Annotated in this window: 17 protein-coding genes; 5 read left to right on the top strand and 12 right to left on the bottom strand. The window is 70.5% G+C overall.

The window, feature by feature from the left end; all coding sequences use genetic code 11:
- Positions 1–112 precede the first annotated feature (112 nt).
- The 3 genes from AB0917_RS01465 (at position 113) to AB0917_RS01455 (ending at position 1,462) form a co-directional block, all read left to right on the top strand.
- Positions 113–676, top strand: a complete 564-nt coding sequence (locus tag AB0917_RS01465; RefSeq protein ID WP_366817390.1) for an MSMEG_1061 family FMN-dependent PPOX-type flavoprotein — start codon at positions 113–115, stop codon at positions 674–676.
- Between the two features lie 88 nt (positions 677–764).
- Entirely contained in the window at positions 765–1,151 is a 387-nt protein-coding gene (locus tag AB0917_RS01460; RefSeq protein ID WP_366817389.1) for a type II toxin-antitoxin system RelE/ParE family toxin, read from the top strand.
- Positions 1,148–1,462, top strand: a complete 315-nt coding sequence (locus tag AB0917_RS01455; RefSeq protein WP_366817388.1) for a helix-turn-helix transcriptional regulator — start codon at positions 1,148–1,150, stop codon at positions 1,460–1,462. Before AB0917_RS01460 ends, AB0917_RS01455 begins: the two co-directional genes overlap by 4 nt.
- Positions 1,463–1,552: 90 nt before the next feature.
- Here AB0917_RS01455 and AB0917_RS01450 read toward each other — a convergent pair whose 3' ends face one another.
- The 5 genes from AB0917_RS01450 to AB0917_RS01430 all read right to left on the bottom strand — a co-directional run bounded on the left by AB0917_RS01450 (position 1,553) and on the right by AB0917_RS01430 (position 5,786).
- On the bottom strand, positions 1,553–3,076 hold the full coding sequence (locus AB0917_RS01450) for a catalase (RefSeq protein WP_366817386.1): 1,524 nt from the start codon (positions 3,074–3,076) through the stop codon (positions 1,553–1,555).
- 144 nt (positions 3,077–3,220) lie between these two features.
- Positions 3,221–3,487 carry a GlsB/YeaQ/YmgE family stress response membrane protein gene (locus tag AB0917_RS01445; RefSeq protein WP_366817385.1) on the bottom strand — a complete coding sequence of 89 codons (267 nt, stop codon included), beginning with the start codon at positions 3,485–3,487 and terminating at the stop codon, positions 3,221–3,223.
- Positions 3,488–3,639: 152 nt separating this feature from the next.
- Entirely contained in the window at positions 3,640–4,047 is a 408-nt protein-coding gene (locus AB0917_RS01440; RefSeq protein ID WP_366817384.1) for a RidA family protein, read from the bottom strand.
- A gap of 244 nt (positions 4,048–4,291) precedes the next feature.
- Positions 4,292–5,296, bottom strand: coding sequence for an NAD(P)/FAD-dependent oxidoreductase (locus tag AB0917_RS01435; RefSeq protein WP_366817383.1), 1,005 nt, complete (start codon positions 5,294–5,296; stop codon positions 4,292–4,294).
- A 76-nt stretch (positions 5,297–5,372) separates the two neighbouring features.
- Positions 5,373–5,786, bottom strand: coding sequence for an ATP-binding protein (locus tag AB0917_RS01430; RefSeq protein WP_366817382.1), 414 nt, complete (start codon positions 5,784–5,786; stop codon positions 5,373–5,375).
- Positions 5,787–5,899: 113 nt separating this feature from the next.
- Here AB0917_RS01430 and AB0917_RS01425 point away from each other — a divergent pair, with 113 nt between their 5' ends.
- A complete protein-coding gene (locus AB0917_RS01425; protein WP_366817381.1) occupies positions 5,900–6,886 on the top strand; it encodes a helix-turn-helix transcriptional regulator in 987 nt (328 codons plus the stop codon).
- Positions 6,823–7,005 (top strand): DUF397 domain-containing protein, encoded by a 183-nt coding sequence (locus AB0917_RS01420; RefSeq protein WP_366817406.1) that lies wholly within the window; start codon positions 6,823–6,825, stop codon positions 7,003–7,005. The genes AB0917_RS01425 and AB0917_RS01420 overlap by 64 nt, the downstream gene beginning before the upstream one ends.
- A gap of 98 nt (positions 7,006–7,103) precedes the next feature.
- Here the strand turns inward: AB0917_RS01420 and AB0917_RS01415 are convergent, their stop codons facing one another.
- The 7 genes from AB0917_RS01415 to AB0917_RS01385 form a co-directional block, all read right to left on the bottom strand.
- A complete protein-coding gene (locus AB0917_RS01415) occupies positions 7,104–7,346 on the bottom strand; it encodes a hypothetical protein (RefSeq protein ID WP_366817380.1) in 243 nt (80 codons plus the stop codon).
- Positions 7,347–7,531: 185 nt separating this feature from the next.
- On the bottom strand, positions 7,532–8,407 hold the full coding sequence (locus AB0917_RS01410; RefSeq protein ID WP_366817379.1) for an AraC family transcriptional regulator: 876 nt from the start codon (positions 8,405–8,407) through the stop codon (positions 7,532–7,534).
- Between the two features lie 231 nt (positions 8,408–8,638).
- Positions 8,639–8,872 carry a hypothetical protein gene (locus tag AB0917_RS01405; RefSeq protein WP_366817378.1) on the bottom strand — a complete coding sequence of 78 codons (234 nt, stop codon included), beginning with the start codon at positions 8,870–8,872 and terminating at the stop codon, positions 8,639–8,641.
- Positions 8,873–8,943: 71 nt separating this feature from the next.
- Positions 8,944–9,489: a hypothetical protein gene (locus AB0917_RS01400; RefSeq protein ID WP_366817377.1), complete on the bottom strand. Its 546-nt coding sequence runs from the start codon at positions 9,487–9,489 to the stop codon at positions 8,944–8,946.
- Between the two features lie 172 nt (positions 9,490–9,661).
- Complete coding sequence (locus tag AB0917_RS01395) at positions 9,662–11,044, bottom strand: hypothetical protein (RefSeq protein WP_366817376.1); 1,383 nt, start codon at positions 11,042–11,044, stop codon at positions 9,662–9,664.
- Between the two features lie 57 nt (positions 11,045–11,101).
- Positions 11,102–14,206 carry a glycoside hydrolase family 3 N-terminal domain-containing protein gene (locus AB0917_RS01390; RefSeq protein ID WP_366817375.1) on the bottom strand — a complete coding sequence of 1,035 codons (3,105 nt, stop codon included), beginning with the start codon at positions 14,204–14,206 and terminating at the stop codon, positions 11,102–11,104.
- A 65-nt stretch (positions 14,207–14,271) separates the two neighbouring features.
- The gene (locus tag AB0917_RS01385; RefSeq protein WP_366817374.1) at positions 14,272–15,684 is read right to left on the bottom strand and encodes a GH1 family beta-glucosidase; all 1,413 of its coding nucleotides are present in this window, start codon (positions 15,682–15,684) and stop codon (positions 14,272–14,274) included.
- Positions 15,685–15,712: the final 28 nt, after the last annotated feature.

The raw sequence follows: 15,712 nt of genomic DNA, 5'->3' as shown, positions 1-15,712 counted from the left end.
CCGCACCCGGCCCACCCCGGGCGGGGAAGACAAGGGGGCCCAAAGTAAGGTCACCCTAACAGCGCCTGTTCGACCGCGTGCTGCCGCACCCCACGATTACGGAGCCCACCCCTTGCCGTACGCCGCCGACACCGCCGCCCCCGCCTCCGGCCCGCTGGCCGGGGCCGTACCCCTGGGCTCGGCGGACGAGCTGCGCGAGATCCTGGGCACCCCGCACCCCATCGTCGTCGACAAGGTCCACGACCGGCTCACCGACGACGACCTGGCCCTGCTGGCCCGCTCCCCGTTCTGCACGCTGGCCACGTCCGACGCGTACGGCAACTGCGACGCCACCCCGCGCGGCGACGGCCCCGGCTTCACCCACGTCCTGGACCCCGGCACCCTGGCCCTCCCCGAGCGCCCCGGCAACCGCCGCGCGGACAGCTTCCACAACATCCTGTCCAACCCGCGCGTGGGCCTGCTCTTCCTGATACCCGGCGCGATGGACGTCCTGCGCGTCAACGGCCGGGCCCGCATCGTCATGGACGCCCCCTTCTTCGACGCGATGACACTGAAGGGCCAACGCCCGAAGCTGGCCCTGGTCGTCGAGATCGACGAGATCTTCCGCCACTGCCCGAACGCGCTGCGGCGGTCGGGGGTGTGGGCGCCGGAGACGTGGGAGGGGGCGACGGGCTGACCGGGGTCGGCCATCGGCCGGGTGGGACATCGGCCGAGGGACATCGGCCGGGTGGGGCATAACACTCGCGGTATATATCATTGACGCTATGCATGGTGAGCGGTTCACGATCGAGATCGAGCCCGAGGTGCGCCTCTGGCTGGAGGGCCTCCCGCCCCACCACTACGTGATGGCCGAGCAGAAGGTCGATCGTCTCGCCGAGTACGCCACCACCCTTGGCGAGCCCTACAGCAGACACCTGGGCGGCAAGCTCCGGGAATTACGCTTCGACCTCGGGGACCACGCCCAGCGCGTCACGTACTGGCCGGCCCCGAACCGCCGCGTCGTGTTGCTCACCGTCTTCCGCAAGACCAGGATGCGCGAGACGGCCGAGATCGAACGCGCCTTCGCCGCCCAGGAGATCTGCGAGTCGAGCCATGGGCCGGCCGCCGAGCACGAGGTCTACAGCCGCCCTGTCAAGGAGGAACTGCGATGAACCACGCCGAGTGGAAGACCCGCCGCCACCGTGCGCTCCTCGGTGAAGTGGTCGAGGAGAACCCGGAGTACGACCGGCTGTACGAGGAGGCCGAGTTGGCGCACGACCTCGGCCAGCTCGTCCACGACCGGCGCACGGCCCTCGGCCTGTCCCAGACGGAACTCGCCGAACGCTGCGGTATGAAGCAGCCGCAGATCTCCCGGATCGAAGGCGGCGGCACCATGCCGACCATCCCTCTTCTGCGGCGCCTGGCCCGTGCCCTCGACGCCGACCTGACCATCGCCCTCACCCCGCATCACGCCGCTGCCTGAGGGCGCGGGTGTCCGGCACGTGACAAGGCCCCCGCCTCCGTCCGTGACGGAGGCGGGGGCCTGTCGCCCTCCCCTGGGGCCCGGCCGGGCTCAGGCCTTGCGCTGCATGTCGGTGCGGGCGGGGTTGCCCTGCTCCGCCGCCTTGGGGTCCTTCTGGCCCGCCTTCGCGCGTACGCCCTGCTCGACGCGTTTGCCGAGCGTGCTGTCGACGTTCGACCAGTAGGTGAACGCCCTCTTCAGCACCGGCTCGGTCACGCCGTTGAGCAGGTGGTCGACGATGTTGTCCACCAGCCGGTCCCGGGCCGCGTCGTCCAGGACCTCGCGGACCATGGTGCCGGCCTGGCCCCAGTCGTCGTCCTCGGCGTGGTCGACGTAGGCCGCCCGGGTGATGTCACCGTCGGCGTACCAGCTCGGCGGGGTGCCGTAGCGGTCCGTGTCGGCCGCCGGGCCGCCCTTGGAGTTCGGGGCGTAGACCGGGTCGGTGGTCTTCCGGTACGCCATCGCCCCGTCCTTGGAGTACGTGTGCAGCGGCGCGATGGGGGCGTTGACGGGCAGCTGCTGGTAGTTGCCGCCGATGCGGTAGCGGTGCGCGTCCGCGTAGCTGAACAGCCGCGCCAGGAGCATGCGGTCCGGGCTCGGGCCGATGCCCGGCACCAGGTTGTTCGGCTGGAAGGCCGCCTGCTCGATCTCGGCGTGGTTGTCCGTGGGGTTGCGGTCCAGCGTCATCCGGCCGACCTCGATCAGCGGGTAGTCGCCGTGCGGCCACACCTTGGTCAGGTCGAACGGGTTGAACCGGTAGTCCTTGGCGTCCTCGTACGGCATGATCTGGACCTTCAGGGTCCAGCTCGGGTACTGCCCGTCGCGGATGTGCTCGAAGAGATCACGCGTGTGGTAATCGGTGTCCGCGGAGGCCATCTGGTCGGCCTCGTGCTGCGTGAACGTCTCGATGCCCTGGTCGGTCTTGAAGTGGTACTTCACCCAGAACCGCCGGCCCTGCGCGTTGATCCACATGTACGTGTGCGAGGTGTAGCCGTTCATGTGGCGCCACGTGCGCGGGATGCCGCGGTCGCCCATCAGCCAGGTGACCTGGTGGGCCGTCTCCGGCGAGAGGGTCCAGAAGTCCCACTGCATGTCGTGGTCGCGGAGGTTGTTGTCCGCCCGGCGTTTCTGGGACCGGATGAAGTGCTGGAACTTCATCGGGTCCTTCACGAAGAACACGGGGGTGTTGTTGCCCACCATGTCGTAGTTGCCTTCGGTGGTGTAGAACTTCACCGCGAAGCCACGCGGGTCCCGCCAGGTGTCCGGGCTGCCCCGCTCCCCGGCGACGGTGGAGAACCGGATGACCAGGTCCGTCGTGGTGCCGGGCTGGAAGAGCGCGGCCTTCGTGTACGCGGAGACGTCCTCGGTCACCTCGAACCGCCCGAAGGCGCCGCTGCCCTTGGCGTGCGGCTGGCGCTCGGGGATGCGTTCCCGGTTGAACTGGGCCATCTGCTCGATCAGGTAGGAGTCCTGGAGCAGGATCGGCCCGCCCGGCCCCACGGTGAGCGAATGCTCGTCGCTCTCCACGGGGGCGCCGGAATCGGAGGTGGTCGGCTTGCGCGAGGTGTCGGTCATGTCGTCGTTTCCTCTTGTTTGTCTTCCGCAGACGTGTCGGCGTTGGCTCCCACTACGGCTGCCCTACTGACCCTCTGCCAATGTAGGCAAACGCGGACGAATCGACCCGTCGAGAAATCGACCGCGCCGGACCTCCGGGCCGCGTCAGCGGGATCGCTGGCCCGAGACCACGCGGTAGATGAGCAGCACGATCACCGAACCGACGATGGCGGCGATCCACGTCGAGAGGCTGAAGAACCCGTCGATCGAGTCCACCCCGAAGATCACCTTGCCCAGCCAGCCGCCGAGCAGCCCGCCCACGATGCCGATCACCATCGTGATGAGGCAGCCCCCGGGGTCCTTGCCCGGAGTCAGCGCCTTGGCGATGGCGCCCGCGAACAGGCCGATGAGGATCCAGGCGATGATGCTCACGAGAGTCTCCCTTTACGTTGCCGACATACCGGGCGCCCCTGCGGTGCCCGGCCCCCTCCGCGTATCCCCGTAACGGAAGCTCACACATGGACCGGGCCCCGGCGTCACCCGGGGGCCGATCATTCGCCGGGAGGCGTTACGCCGGACGGTGCTCAGCCCAGGACCGCCGTCGCCTCGATCTCCACCAGGTGCTCCGGTACGTCCAGGGCCGCGACGCCCACCAGCGTGCCCGGCGGGACCGGGGTGGCCCCCAGCTTCGCCGCCGCCCGAGCCGTGCCCTCCAGGAACTGCGGCATCTTGTCGGGCGTCCAGTCGACGACGTACACGGTCAGCTTCGCCACGTCATCGAAGGAACCGCCGGCCCCGGCCAGGGCGGTTCCGATGTTCAGGTAGCACCGCTCGACCTGGGCGGCGAGGTCGCCCTCACCGACCGTGCGGCCGTCGGCGTCCCAGGCGACCTGCCCGGCGATGAAGACGAGCTTCGAGCCCGTGGCGACCGCGACCTGCCGGTAGACACCGGTCTTCGGCAGCCCCTCGGGGTCCGACAGAGTGATGGCCATGTCCGGCGCCTCCTCATGGGAGACCGGGACCTTCCCGGTCTCTTGTGGTTACTCGGGAACCGTAGGAGAGTCAGCGCTGACGTGGAAGAACGCACTTCTTGGTGACGGAGGAACCTCATGGTGACCAAGCAGTTCAGCGGCTCGCCCGTCACCCCACAAAGCCGGGGACTCCGATGACGAGCTGATGAGCCGACGAGCCGACGAGCAAAGTCCCGGCGCCCGCCGCACGCGTCACGGCACCCGCTCAGCCGCGCCGCCGCGCCTCCACGGCGTCACGGGTGTCCTCGGCGATCAGGTCCCCGTTGATCGCGCTCGCCGCCATCAGGCCGCTCGCGGCGGCGCCGATGACCTGTTCCATGAGGCGGGTGACGTTGCCCGCCGCCCAGACACCGGGCACCTCCGTCGCGCCGACCGGGTCGGTGGGGATGTACGTGCCGATCACCTCACCGCCCATCTCCTGCGCGACCGGGACCAGGCCCAGCGATTCGAGTACGGCCGAGCGGGCGATGAAGCGGGCCTGGATCACGAGGGCCTCGCGCGGAACCACCCGGCCGCCAGCCAGGCGTACGCCGGTGAGGCGGTCGTCGGCGACCTCCAGCCCCGTCACCTCACCGTCCACCACGGCCACCCCGCGCGCGGCGAGCTGCTCGTACTCCTCGTCCGTCGGCTCCGGGCCCGTGTGGCGGAAGAGGGTGACGTCGTCGCTCCACTGCCGCCACATCAGCGCCTGGTGTACGGCGAGGGGGCCGGTGGACAGCACCCCGACCGGGCGGTCCGCCACCTCGCGCCCGTGGCAGTACGGGCAGTGCAGCACCTCACGCCCCCAGCGCTCCGCCAGCCCCGGTACGGGCGGCAACTCGTCCACGAGCCCCGTCGTCACCAGGAGCCTGCGCGCCTCGACGGTGGAGCCGCCCTCCATCACCACCCGGAAGCCGCCCTCACCCTCCCCCGACAACCGCTCGGCCGAGGCCACCCGGCCCTCGACGATCTCCCCGCCGTACCCGGCCACCTCGCCCCGGCCGATCGCCAGCAGTTCCCCGGGCGGGGTCGACTCGCGGCCCAGGTAGTTGTGCACGTGCGACGCGGGAGCGTTACGGGGCTCCCCCGCATCGATCACCAGCACCGAGCGCCGGGCCCGTGCCAGGGTCAGCGCCCCGCTCAGGCCGGCCGCCCCGCCTCCCACGATCACCACGTCGTACCTCTGCTGCTTCACGTCACTCACGTTCGCGCTCTTCGTCCTGCTCGTCATGCGGACCACCTCCAGTTGGTGGAGATAGTGCGCCCGGCAGACCCGGAACGACAAACATGCTTGCTGAAGCGGCAAATCACCCGAGGTTGAACTCGCACCACACGATCTTGCCGGGGTTCCGCTCCGCCACCCCCCACCTGTCCGCCAGCGCCGAGACCAGCAGCAGCCCGCGGCCACCCTCGTCCTCCACGCCCGGCCAGCGGTCCGCCGCCCGGACCTCGCCGTCGCCGCTGTCGTGAAGCTCGATGCGGATCACCTGCTCCATCCGCTCCAGGGAGATCTTCACCCGGAAGCCGCGCCCCGGCGGGACGCCATGGCGGAGGGCGTTGGTCGCCAATTCGGTTACGCAGAGCAGTACGTCATACGCGCGCTCCTCGTACTCCCACTCGATCAGAGCCTTGCGGGTGAACTTGCGTACGACCGGGATGGAGCTGCGGTCGCGGCAGTAGAAGGCCGTGTGGAGGCAGGGGAGTTGGGTTGTCTCGTTCATGCTTCCACGCTCACACGGAGTAACTACGCTGAGGCAGAGCGGAGAGACGTACAAAAGCTTTTGTACGGGTTCTGACGGGTTGACAGCGGTGCCGGTAGGGGGAGAGCCAGGTCATGCAACCGGGAAAGCAGAGCGGCATCAGGCGGGTTACTTCGTGGCAGTTGATCGGGGCTCAGTTGCGCCACTTCCGCAGAATCGCCGGGCTGACGCAGGCCGTCCTCGCCGAGCGGGTCGGGGTGGGCGAGGACACCATCGCCTCGATCGAACAGGGGCGGCGGGCCCTTCAGTTGGACCTGGCCATCCAGATCGATGAACTGCTGGACACCAAGGGCGCATTGAGGGTCGCAGTGGAGAAGGTGCCGAGGAAGGAGCGCTACCAGGCTCTGGTCAAGGACTTCGTCCAGTACGAGCAGGACGCGGTGAGCCTGATCTCGTACGAGTCCCAGCTCATTCCGGGACTGCTCCAGACCGAGGCGTACGCACGCTTCATCTTCGGCTGCAACTACCCACCGCTCGAAGAGGAGGAGATCGAGAAACGGGTGGCGGATCGCCTCGACCGCCAGAAGATCCTGGGGCGCAGGCCCAGGCCCATCCTCCACTTCATCCTGGAGGAGAGCATCTTGCACACCCAACTGGGTGACCCCGAGATGATGCGGGAGCAGCTTCTCCATCTGCGGCGTTGCATGGATCTTCCGTTCGTCACCATCCAGATCATGCCCCGGAACACTCCTCGGCACGCTGGACTTGCGGGCCCGCTCGTCCTATTGGAGACCCCCGACCACGACCAGCTCGCCTACATCGAGGGCCAGCTGCGCGCAGAGCTGTACGACGACCCGGCCGACGTCAGCGCTCTTATGCAGAGGTATGGGATGCTGCGTTCCCAGGCGCTCACCGTCGAGGAAAGCGCCCGGCTACTGGACGCACTGCTTGACGCACTGCTTGGAGAGACATGTCCCGCGCAGCACACCCGGCCCCCAGCCACACCGCCCTCCACTGGTTCAAGTCCAGCTACAGCAACGGCAACGGCGGCGCCTGCATCGAAGTCGCCTACCACTGGCACAAGTCCAGCTACAGCAACGGTGACGGCGGAAACTGTGTAGAAGTCGCTGCCCACCCCTCCGCCGTCCACATCCGCGACTCCAAGGTCACCGACGGCCCCGTCCTCACCGTCGAGCCCGCCGCCTGGGACGCCTTCGTGCACAGCAGCACCGCCCTCTGAGCCGCACGCTTCCCGACCCCCGGCCCCGGGAACCACGAACCGCCCCGCCCCCGGCACATCGGCCGGAAGCGGGGCGGTTCTCGTGAGGGCGGGACGGTCTAGAAGCGCACCCACAGCTCGTACACGCCGGGCTTGGCCGCGTACGGGTTGCAGATGTAGAGCGGGCTCCAGATGTGGGCGGCGGCGCCGGCCGCTCCGGCGGCCTGACAGGCCGCCTGCGACTCGTAGTGGCCGCGGAGCGTGTAGCCCAGGCCCACGGCGGAGGCGGTGGAGGCCGTGCCGAGCACCATCGTGGCCGCCGCTACAGCGGTGACCGCGAGCGTGGTGATACGTCTACGCATGTCGGTAACTCCGTTTTCAGTCAATGCACATGACCGTGCATCAGTGAATAGGTAGAGCCGAACCGATCGGCGCGCGCCGCCGAGAGAAAGCTAGCGAGCGACGAGCCCCCACACAATAGGTCTGGACCAATAAGGCATCGCATATGCCCCCTGGCCGTAAACCTGCGTTCTGCGGCCCCCTACGCTCAGCCGGCAGCCCCCGACCGCTCCACCGGGATCCAGAGCTCCGCCTCCGCCCGCTTCCCCTCCTCGTACAGCCGCACCCGCAGGATCTCCGGGCCGGGCCGGGAGGCGTACGGGTTCGACGGGAACCACTGGGTGAACACGTCCCGCCAGAGGTACTGGAGGGTCTGCGGGAACTCGCCCTCGCTCTCGAAGACCGCCCACGTCCCGGCCGGTACGGCCAGGACGTCCAGGTCCTGCGGAGCCTCCGCGCTGGTCACCACCCCGTGGTAGTAGTCCAGTTCGGTCCCCTCCGCGCGGCTCGGGTCGAGCTGGTCGCTCACTCCGACCAGCCCGGCCGGCTCCTGGTCGGAGAGGGCCGCGATGCGGTCCAGCTCCTCCCGGCCGATACCCCGGATGAACTCCGCGATGGCCTGATTCGGTCCCTCGTGGATCAGCGGTACGCGCGCCTTCCTCCCCACCACACGGAACTCCTCCTTCTCCACCAGCTTGTATCGCATGGCACTACTCCCTTCGACGACGAGCCGGAAGGTCAGGCGTTGCTGGGACCGCAGAACCGCGCCGCTCCGCCGGGCCTCGCCCGGTCCGATGCCGTGCACCGACCGGAAGGCGCGGGCGAAGCCCTCCCCCGTGTCGTACCCGTACCGCACCGCCACGTCCAGCAGCGTCCGGTCCGGGTCGCCCAGCACCTCGGCTCCCGCGAGCGTCATACGGCGTCGGCGGATGTACTCCGCCAGCGGCACGCCCGCCAGTGCGGAGAACATCCGGCGGAAGTGGTACTCCGAGGTCATCGCGATGCGCGCCAGCTCTTCGGCCTCGATGCGCTCACCGAGATGCGACTCGATGTACTCCATGGCCTCGTTCAGTCGGTCCAGCAACCTTGTCCCGCCTTCCTTTCCCGTTCAGCGTAGGAAGGGACCAGCCTGCCGGACCCGACCGTCCGTGCCCGGATCGGTCGGGCTCTCGAAGGACCGCTGCCCCCGGGGCCACCGAGAGGGTGCTCGTCCTCAGCGCAACGACGTGTGCAACGACGCGTGCAACGGCAGGGACAACGAAATGGGGCGGCCCACCGGTTCTTCCCGGTGGGCCGCCCCGTGCTGCCGGTCGGCTCAGCTGAACCGGGCCTCGGAGAGCGTGGTGGTCACCGTGCCTGCGGTGGAGGAGGTCGTCTCCGCCGCTCCGTCGACCAGCGCGCCGAGTTCGCTGACGTTGTCCAGTGCGCCCAGGCTGACGGGCGGCTCGGCCGCGTGGGCGGTGTCCCCGCCTCCGGGGTGCGGGGAGATCGCGGCGATGACCGCTCCGGTGGCGAGGGTGACGGCGGCGAGAACGCTTCGCTTCTTCATGCCGGGTTCAACGGCTCAGCCCCTGGAAAGGGCACGCCCGGATTTCCCGGGGTGCCGACGGGCCGTGGCCGTCACCGTGCCGCGAGCCCACGGTCCGCCCGGCGCACCTCCCCTACCGCCAGCACGGCGCAGGAGGCACCGGCGAGAAGCACTCCCGGGATCGCGATGAACATCCGGCGGCTGCCCGGCACAAGGGCCTGGTACTCGCTCTTCGAGATCTCGACCGTGCCGCGCGTATCCGGCCTCGGGTCGTGGGCGAAGTACCGGCCGTCCCTCGTCTCGGCGTCCTGTAGCCTTCCCGGCTCCGAACCCCACCCCGCCACGTCGAACACGAGAACGGCCACGCCCGCCACGACCAAGGCCGCGAGCCCAGCCTGCGCCCTGCCGGGAAGGCACCGGAAGGCCTGCCACAGGGCGCGGTTGTCCGCGCTCGCCAGGAACATGCGCACCACCACCGCCCCGCAGACCAGGAAAGCCGTCACGAACGCCGCCGCCACCGTCCACTGCGGCTCGAACAGCGGTGAGGTTCCCGGCACCCAGGTGAGTACGGCCAGCACCAGAAGCGCGGCACTCAGCGCGGCCGCTACGCCGCCGTGCAGTTTGTATGTCCACCCCATGCGCCGCAGCCTGTCACAGCGGCCCTTCTCCACCCGTTGCCGGGGACCGCCTGCCCGTCCGCCGACCTGCCCTCGCACCTACCTGTGCGCACGCCGGACCACGCCCCCGGCGGTGGTGGCGTGCTCGTCCGGTGGGCGGCGGTGCGGTGGCGCGCGGCCGGCGGGCGGGCGGTCAGAATCCGCCGCCGAAGTCACCGCCCCCGAACCCTCCGCCGTCCCCGAAGCCGCCTCCCCCGCCGAAGCCGGAGGAGTCGAAGTCCGAGCCGGAGAAGTCGCCGCCGCCCCATTCGCCGCCGCCCGCGCCGCCGCCGAAGTCGCCGCCGCCGTACTCGGAGGCGTACGCCGGGGTGGCGAGCATCGAGCCGAGCATGGTGCCCATCAGGAGGCCGGGGAGGAGGCCGCCGCCGAAGTAGCCGCCGGCCCAGGGGCCGTAGGCCGGGCCCGCCTCCCAGTACGGGCGGCGGTTGCCGTCGCCGACGTCGACCGTACGGCTCATGGGGTCCTCGCCCCGGGTCAGCCGGATCTCGTCGGCTCCGCAGACCGGGACCTCGCGGGGCGCGCCGCCGGAGGGGGTCCAGCGCACGTCCGCGATCGAGGGGCCGTGGCGCGGGTCGAAGAAGCAGGGTGGGCGGCGGGCCGGGATCTGCGCCCCCGTGCGGCGGGCCTCCAGGACGGCGAGGGAGTAGCGGCCGTCCTCCAGGGACTGGGTGACCCCGCGTACGTCGGAGGGGTGCTCGGCCTTCTCCATCCTCGTCTTGGCGCTCTCGTAGGAGTCCAGGGCCCGTTCGTAGTCGCCGCGCATGGTGTCGTCGGCGCCCGGTTCGGCGGGGTGGAAGTCCAGGCGTTCCAGCGTCTCGCCGTACGCGGTGATGTCCTCGTCGACCACGACCCGCAGCTTGTCGAGGGCCGCCTGCTCCTCCGCCGCCTTCCGGTTCTTGTTGCGGCGGGAGATCGCGTACGCGCCCGCGCCGCCCGCCGCCACCAGGGCGCCGAGCGTGATCAGGCCGCCGACCGGGGCGCCGGACTCGTCGGCCGAACCGGAGCCACCCGACCAGGAGGCGGGGGCGGTGCCCCGGGCCTGTTCGACGGCCCGGTCGACGAAGGCGTTGAGCTGGGCGGTCGCGTCGGTGTCGGTGGCCGGGTTCTTGACGGAGGCGGTCAGGTTCTGGACCGCCCTCGTGGGCATGACCTGCGGGTCCGCGCCGGCGTTGAAGCCGTCGCCGAGGCGTACCGCGTAGACGCCGGTGATGCCGGTGTCGCTGCGCAGGGTCCGGAGGAGGCCTTCCTCGGGGAAGGCCTCGGTGTTCGGCAGGACGGCGACGAAGACCGGCTTGTCGGCGTCCTGGATCTTGGCTTCCAGGGCCTTCTCGTCAGCGACGGAGAGCTGATCGCGGGCGGCCGGGTCCACGTAGACCGGGTCCTCGCGCAGGGCCTGGGCGGCGTCGGTGATCGTCGCCGCGGGGGCGGCCGACGCAGGGGAGGTCAGGGCGAGTGCAGCCGCTGCGATGATGAGCAGCAGGCCCGCCAGCAGCGTGGGGAAGAGCCTTTTCCTCATACTTCACGCTACTCCAGGCGGGCGACAAACGCTGTCGCCCGCCTGGAGGCCCTATGACTAGGCGGCCCTGTACGCCGTACGCAGCTTGGCCACCGCGCCCGTCAGGTCACCCTTCAGCAGCAGGTGGTCCGCCTCCGCGAACGGCTTGGAGACGCCCTGACCGAACTTCCCGCCGATCTTCTGCTGGACCAGCAGCCGCGCCTGGTCCACGATCGCCTTGCCCGCCGGGGTCTTCCCCAGCTTCGCCTTCTCCGCGACCTGCGCGGCCACCGCGAGGGCCGCGAGGGTCAGCTCGCCGCCGGCCGGGGGCTTGTTCAGGGTGGTGAGGCCCCAGCCGTAGGGGAACTGCGGGTCGTACGTCGTGTCCCCGACGTTGATCGGGAGCTGCGCCTGTGACTTCGGCCAGGTCACCGGGAGCTGGCCGGTGAAGGCGCGCTTACCGTAGAGGACGTCGGCCACGCCGTCGCCCTCGGAGCCCGGCAGCCAGGAGGCCACCAGCGCGTCGATCCTGCCGAGCTGGTCGCCGATGAGCTGCGGGCGGCCCGAGACGATGAGGACCGCGCACTTCATGGCGGCGCAGACCGTGTCGACCGCCGCCTTGTCGGCGGCCGTCAGCTCCAGGTCGTGGCCGTTGCCGACGTCACCGATGCCCTCGGCGTACGGAGTCTCCCCGACGACCACCACGCCCACGTCGTGACCGTCCGTGGCGGCGGAGGCGTCCTGGGAGTACGTCACGGAGCCGGGGTTCTTCGCCGCCTTCCTCATGCCCTCCAGGATCGTCGTGCCCGGGGTGATGTCGCCGGAGGAGCCCTGCCAGCTGATCGTCCAGCCGCCGGCCTGGTTGCCGATGTCGTCGGCGTTGGACCCGGCGACGTACACCTTCTGGTTCGGCTTGAGCGGGAGGACGGACCCCTCGTTCTTCAGCAGCACCTGCGACTTGGCGACCGCCTCACGGGCCACCGCGCGGTGCTCGGCCGAGCCGACCTTGTCCAGGTGGGTGGTGTCCGCGTACGGCTTCTCGAAGAGGCCGAGGCGGAACTTCTGCGTGAGGATGCGGGAGACCGCGTCGTCGATCCGGGCCTGGCTGATCCGGCCCGCCGCCACCTCGTCCTGGAGTGTCCTGGTGAACTCCTGGTACGCGGTCGGGACCATGATCATGTCGAGTCCGGCGTTGATCGACGTACGGACGTCGCTCGGGTAGTCGCCGGGGATCTGGTCGATGGCCTGCCAGTCGCTGATGACGAAGCCCTCGAAGCCCATGCGGTCCTTGAGGACGCCGTTGATCATCTCGGCGTGGGCGTGCATCTTCACCGGACCCTGGTCGTCGCCGATGATGTCGAGCGAGGAGTACGAGGGCATGATCGTGCCCACGCCCCGCTTGACCGACTCCGCGAACGGCGACAGGTGCACCGCCTCCAGCTCCTGGCGGGTGACCTTGGTGATGCCCTGGTCGATCGTGTACGAGCCGGTGGTGGCGGAGCCGTACTCGGTGCCGCCGTCCCCGACGAAGTGCTTCGCGCTGCCGAGGACCTTGTCGTTGCGGTGCAGGTCCTTGCCGGAGGGGGCGCCCTGCATGCCCTGGATGACCGTCTCCATGGCCTCGACCAGGGCCGGGTCCTCACCGAACGCCTCGTAGGAGCGGCCCCAGCGCTCGTCGCGGGTGACGCAGACGCAGGGGGCGAAGTCCCACGGGACGCCGGTGGCGCGCACCTCCTTCGCGGTGACGGCGCCCGTCCTCTCGGCGCTCTTCGGGTCGCGGCCCGCGCCGATGCCGATGTTGTGCGGCATGATCGTCGCGCCGACGACGTTGTTGTGGCCGTGCACCGCGTCCACGCCGTAGATCAGCGGGATCTGGAAGCGGGTGGCCTGGGCGCGCAGCTGGTAGGCGTCGACCATCCTGGCCCAGGCGGCGGCCGTGTTGGGGGTGGGGACCGAGCCGCCGCCGGAGAGCAGCGAGCCGAGGTCGTAGGCGGCGATGTCGCCGGGGGTGCGCAGCGCGTTGCGCTCGGCCTGGGTCATCTGGCCGGCCTTCTCGGCCGGGGACATCCGGGCCAGCAGGTCCGCGACCCGCTGCTTCACCGGCAACCTGGCGTTCTGGTACGGGAGTCCGTGGGCGTCGATGACGACCTGCGGGTTCTCCGCGGGGGCCTTGGCGCCGGTGACGGTCAGCTCCAGGGGGATCGTCCTGGCCTCGGCGGGCGTGGACGCCTTCGCCGTGCGGACGGTGACCTTGTGGGTGGTGCCGGAGGCGGTACCCGCGGGGAAGGTATGGCTGCCGGTGACCGGGGTGTAGTCCTTGCCCGCCTGCGCCGTGCCGCCCTGGGTGGCGTACGTGACGGTGATGGGCTCCTCGGTGGGGACCGAGCCGGTGGTGGCGACGGAGAGTGCGATGTCCGCGCTGTTGCCGTTCTTCACGGGGTGGACGGCCGCGTCGGTGACGACGCTCGCGGTGAGCGCCGGGTCCGCCTTGCCGTACAGCTCGACGGCGTCCAGGGCGAAGGTGCCGGGGGCGCCGGTCGGCAGGGTGAGGGCGTAGCCCCACATCTCGTTCAGGCCGAGGATCTGGTCGATGCCGCCGACGGGCTGGTAGTCGGCCCGGTAGACGAAGTCCGCGAAGGGGATCTCGACGAGCTGCCAGCCCTCCCAGTCGTCGGTGAAGGAGGTGGTCCACAGCTCGGAGGCGCCGCCGTTCGCGCCGCCGTCCTTGATCTCGAAGTGGATGCGCTTGCCCGAACCGGGCGGCAGGGGCGCGGTGTTCTGGCCGTACCACCAGAAGCGGATGCCCTTGTGCGCGGTCCAGTCCTGCGGCGGGGTGTCCACGGCGAACTCGTGGCTGAACCCGCCGTACGCGCTGATGTCGTAGGTGCCTTCGAGGACCTTCTCGCCCTCGGGGGCGTCGTCCCGCTCGGCCAGCTTCAGCTGCGGGTGGTCGTCCGCGCCGCCGCCCCAGGTGAAGAGGGCGTCGGCGGGCGGCTCGTCGCCGAGGGGCACCTCGCCCTCGAAGCGGTCGATGAGCACGGGGGCCGGGTCGTCGGCGGCGGCCTGGCTGGGCGCGGCTCCGGCGAGCAGGGTGGCCAGGACCGCGGCGGCGGCCAGGGCGGCCGTGGCGGGTCTGCTTCTGCCCTTGCGGGGGCGGGAGCGGGGGTGCGGTGTGGGGAGCATGGGGGCGGCTTCTCCTCCGGCGGTCGAGTGCACGAACGGGCCTGTACGTCAGTGGCTTGGAGGTGCTACGCGCTCTCGTCCCGGGTGAGCCGGATCGTGTCGCGGTACCACTTGGCGCTGTCCTTGAGGGTGCGGGTCTGGGTGGCGTAGTCGACGCGGACGATGCCGAACCGCTTGTCGTAGCCGTAGGCCCACTCGAAGTTGTCCATCAGCGACCAGGCGAAGTAGCCCCGGACGTCGGCCCCTTGGGCGCGGGCGGCGACGACGGCGTCGATGTGGTCGGCGAGGTAGGCGGTGCGGTCGGCGTCGGGCACCGAGCCGTCGTCGGCCACGGTGTCGTCGAACGCGGCGCCGTTCTCGGTGACGACGGTCGGGAGGCCGTACTCCCGCTCCAACCGCACCAGCAGGTCGGTCAGTTCGGTGGGGGTGATCTCCCAGTCCATGGCGGTGCGCGGCAGGTCCCGCTCCACCACGCGGACCACGGGCAGCCCTTCGGCGTCGGTCGGTGATCCGTCCTCGGTGACACCGGAGAACTGCATCCCTCGGTAGAAGTTGACGCCGAGGACGTCGAGGGGCGTGGAGATGGCGGCCAAGTCACCTTCATATATGGGCAGTTCGATGTCGTGGGCGGCCAGGTCCACGATGACGTCCTGCGGGTAGTGGCCGCGCACGAGCGGGTCCAGGTAGAGGCGGGTGCCCATCCCGTCGGCGCGGCGGCAGGCCTCCCGGTCGGCCTCGCTGGGGGTCTGGGGGGTGGCGGTGCCCAGGTTGAGGGTGATGCCGAGCTCCAGCGGGTTGCTCCCCGCCGCCTCCCGCATCGCCTGGGCGGCCAGCCCGTGGCCCAGGAGCAGGTGGTGGACGGCGTGCAGGGAGGCCCCGAGGTCCTTGCGGCCGGGGGCGTGGAGGCCGTACGCGTAACCGAGCATCGCCGAGCACCAGGGCTCGTTGAGCGTGGTCCAGTGCTCGACCCGGTCGCCGAGGGCCTCGTAGGCGAGGGAGGCGTACTCCGCGAAGCGCAGGGCGGTGTCCCGCGCCGGCCAGCCGCCCGCGTCCTCCAGCTCCTGCGGCAGGTCCCAGTGGTAGAGGGTGATCCAGGGGGTGACGCCGCGCCCCTGGAGCTCGTCGATCAGCCGCTTGTAGAAGTCGAGGCCCTTCGCGTTGGCCGGGCCCCGGCCGCCCGGCTGGATGCGGGGCCAGGCGAGCGAGAAGCGGTACGTGTCCACGCCGAGGCCCGCGATCAGCTCCACGTCCTGCTCCATCCGGTGGTAGTGGTCGCAGGCCACGTCCCCGTTCTCACCACCCTCCACGGCCCCGGGCACCCGGCAGAAGGTGTCCCAGATGGAGGGGGTGCGGCCGTCCTCGGCGGCCGCACCCTCGATCTGGTACGAGGAGGTGGCGACGCCCCAGCGGAAGCCGGCCGGGAGCCCGCGTACCGCGGTGGGCCGAAGGGTGCGCTGCGGGGTGGTGGCGGGGTTCATCCGGTCTCCGTACGTAGGGAGGGTCCTG

This window comes from Streptomyces sp. NPDC007346 (assembly GCF_040703535.1).
Lineage (GTDB): Bacteria > Actinomycetota > Actinomycetes > Streptomycetales > Streptomycetaceae > Streptomyces.
This window is presented reverse-complemented; position numbering and strand designations above follow the sequence as displayed.

Bases quoted from the DNA above. Each gene is read 5' to 3' on its own strand.
- AB0917_RS01460 (WP_366817389.1), top strand. From the start codon at position 765: ATGCATGGTGAGCGGTTCACGATCGAGATCGAGCCCGAGGTGCGCCTC.
- AB0917_RS01455 (WP_366817388.1), top strand. From the start codon at position 1,148: ATGAACCACGCCGAGTGGAAGACCCGCCGCCACCGTGCGCTCCTCGGT.
- AB0917_RS01450 (WP_366817386.1), bottom strand. From the start codon at position 3,076: ATGACCGACACCTCGCGCAAGCCGACCACCTCCGATTCCGGCGCCCCC.
- AB0917_RS01440 (WP_366817384.1), bottom strand. From the start codon at position 4,047: ATGGCCATCACTCTGTCGGACCCCGAGGGGCTGCCGAAGACCGGTGTC.
- AB0917_RS01435 (WP_366817383.1), bottom strand. From the start codon at position 5,296: ATGACGAGCAGGACGAAGAGCGCGAACGTGAGTGACGTGAAGCAGCAG.
- AB0917_RS01430 (WP_366817382.1), bottom strand. From the start codon at position 5,786: ATGAACGAGACAACCCAACTCCCCTGCCTCCACACGGCCTTCTACTGC.
- AB0917_RS01425 (WP_366817381.1), top strand. From the start codon at position 5,900: ATGCAACCGGGAAAGCAGAGCGGCATCAGGCGGGTTACTTCGTGGCAG.
- AB0917_RS01415 (WP_366817380.1), bottom strand. From the start codon at position 7,346: ATGCGTAGACGTATCACCACGCTCGCGGTCACCGCTGTAGCGGCGGCC.
- AB0917_RS01405 (WP_366817378.1), bottom strand. From the start codon at position 8,872: ATGAAGAAGCGAAGCGTTCTCGCCGCCGTCACCCTCGCCACCGGAGCG.
- AB0917_RS01400 (WP_366817377.1), bottom strand. From the start codon at position 9,489: ATGGGGTGGACATACAAACTGCACGGCGGCGTAGCGGCCGCGCTGAGT.
- AB0917_RS01395 (WP_366817376.1), bottom strand. From the start codon at position 11,044: ATGAGGAAAAGGCTCTTCCCCACGCTGCTGGCGGGCCTGCTGCTCATC.
- AB0917_RS01390 (WP_366817375.1), bottom strand. From the start codon at position 14,206: ATGCTCCCCACACCGCACCCCCGCTCCCGCCCCCGCAAGGGCAGAAGC.
- AB0917_RS01385 (WP_366817374.1), bottom strand. From the start codon at position 15,684: ATGAACCCCGCCACCACCCCGCAGCGCACCCTTCGGCCCACCGCGGTA.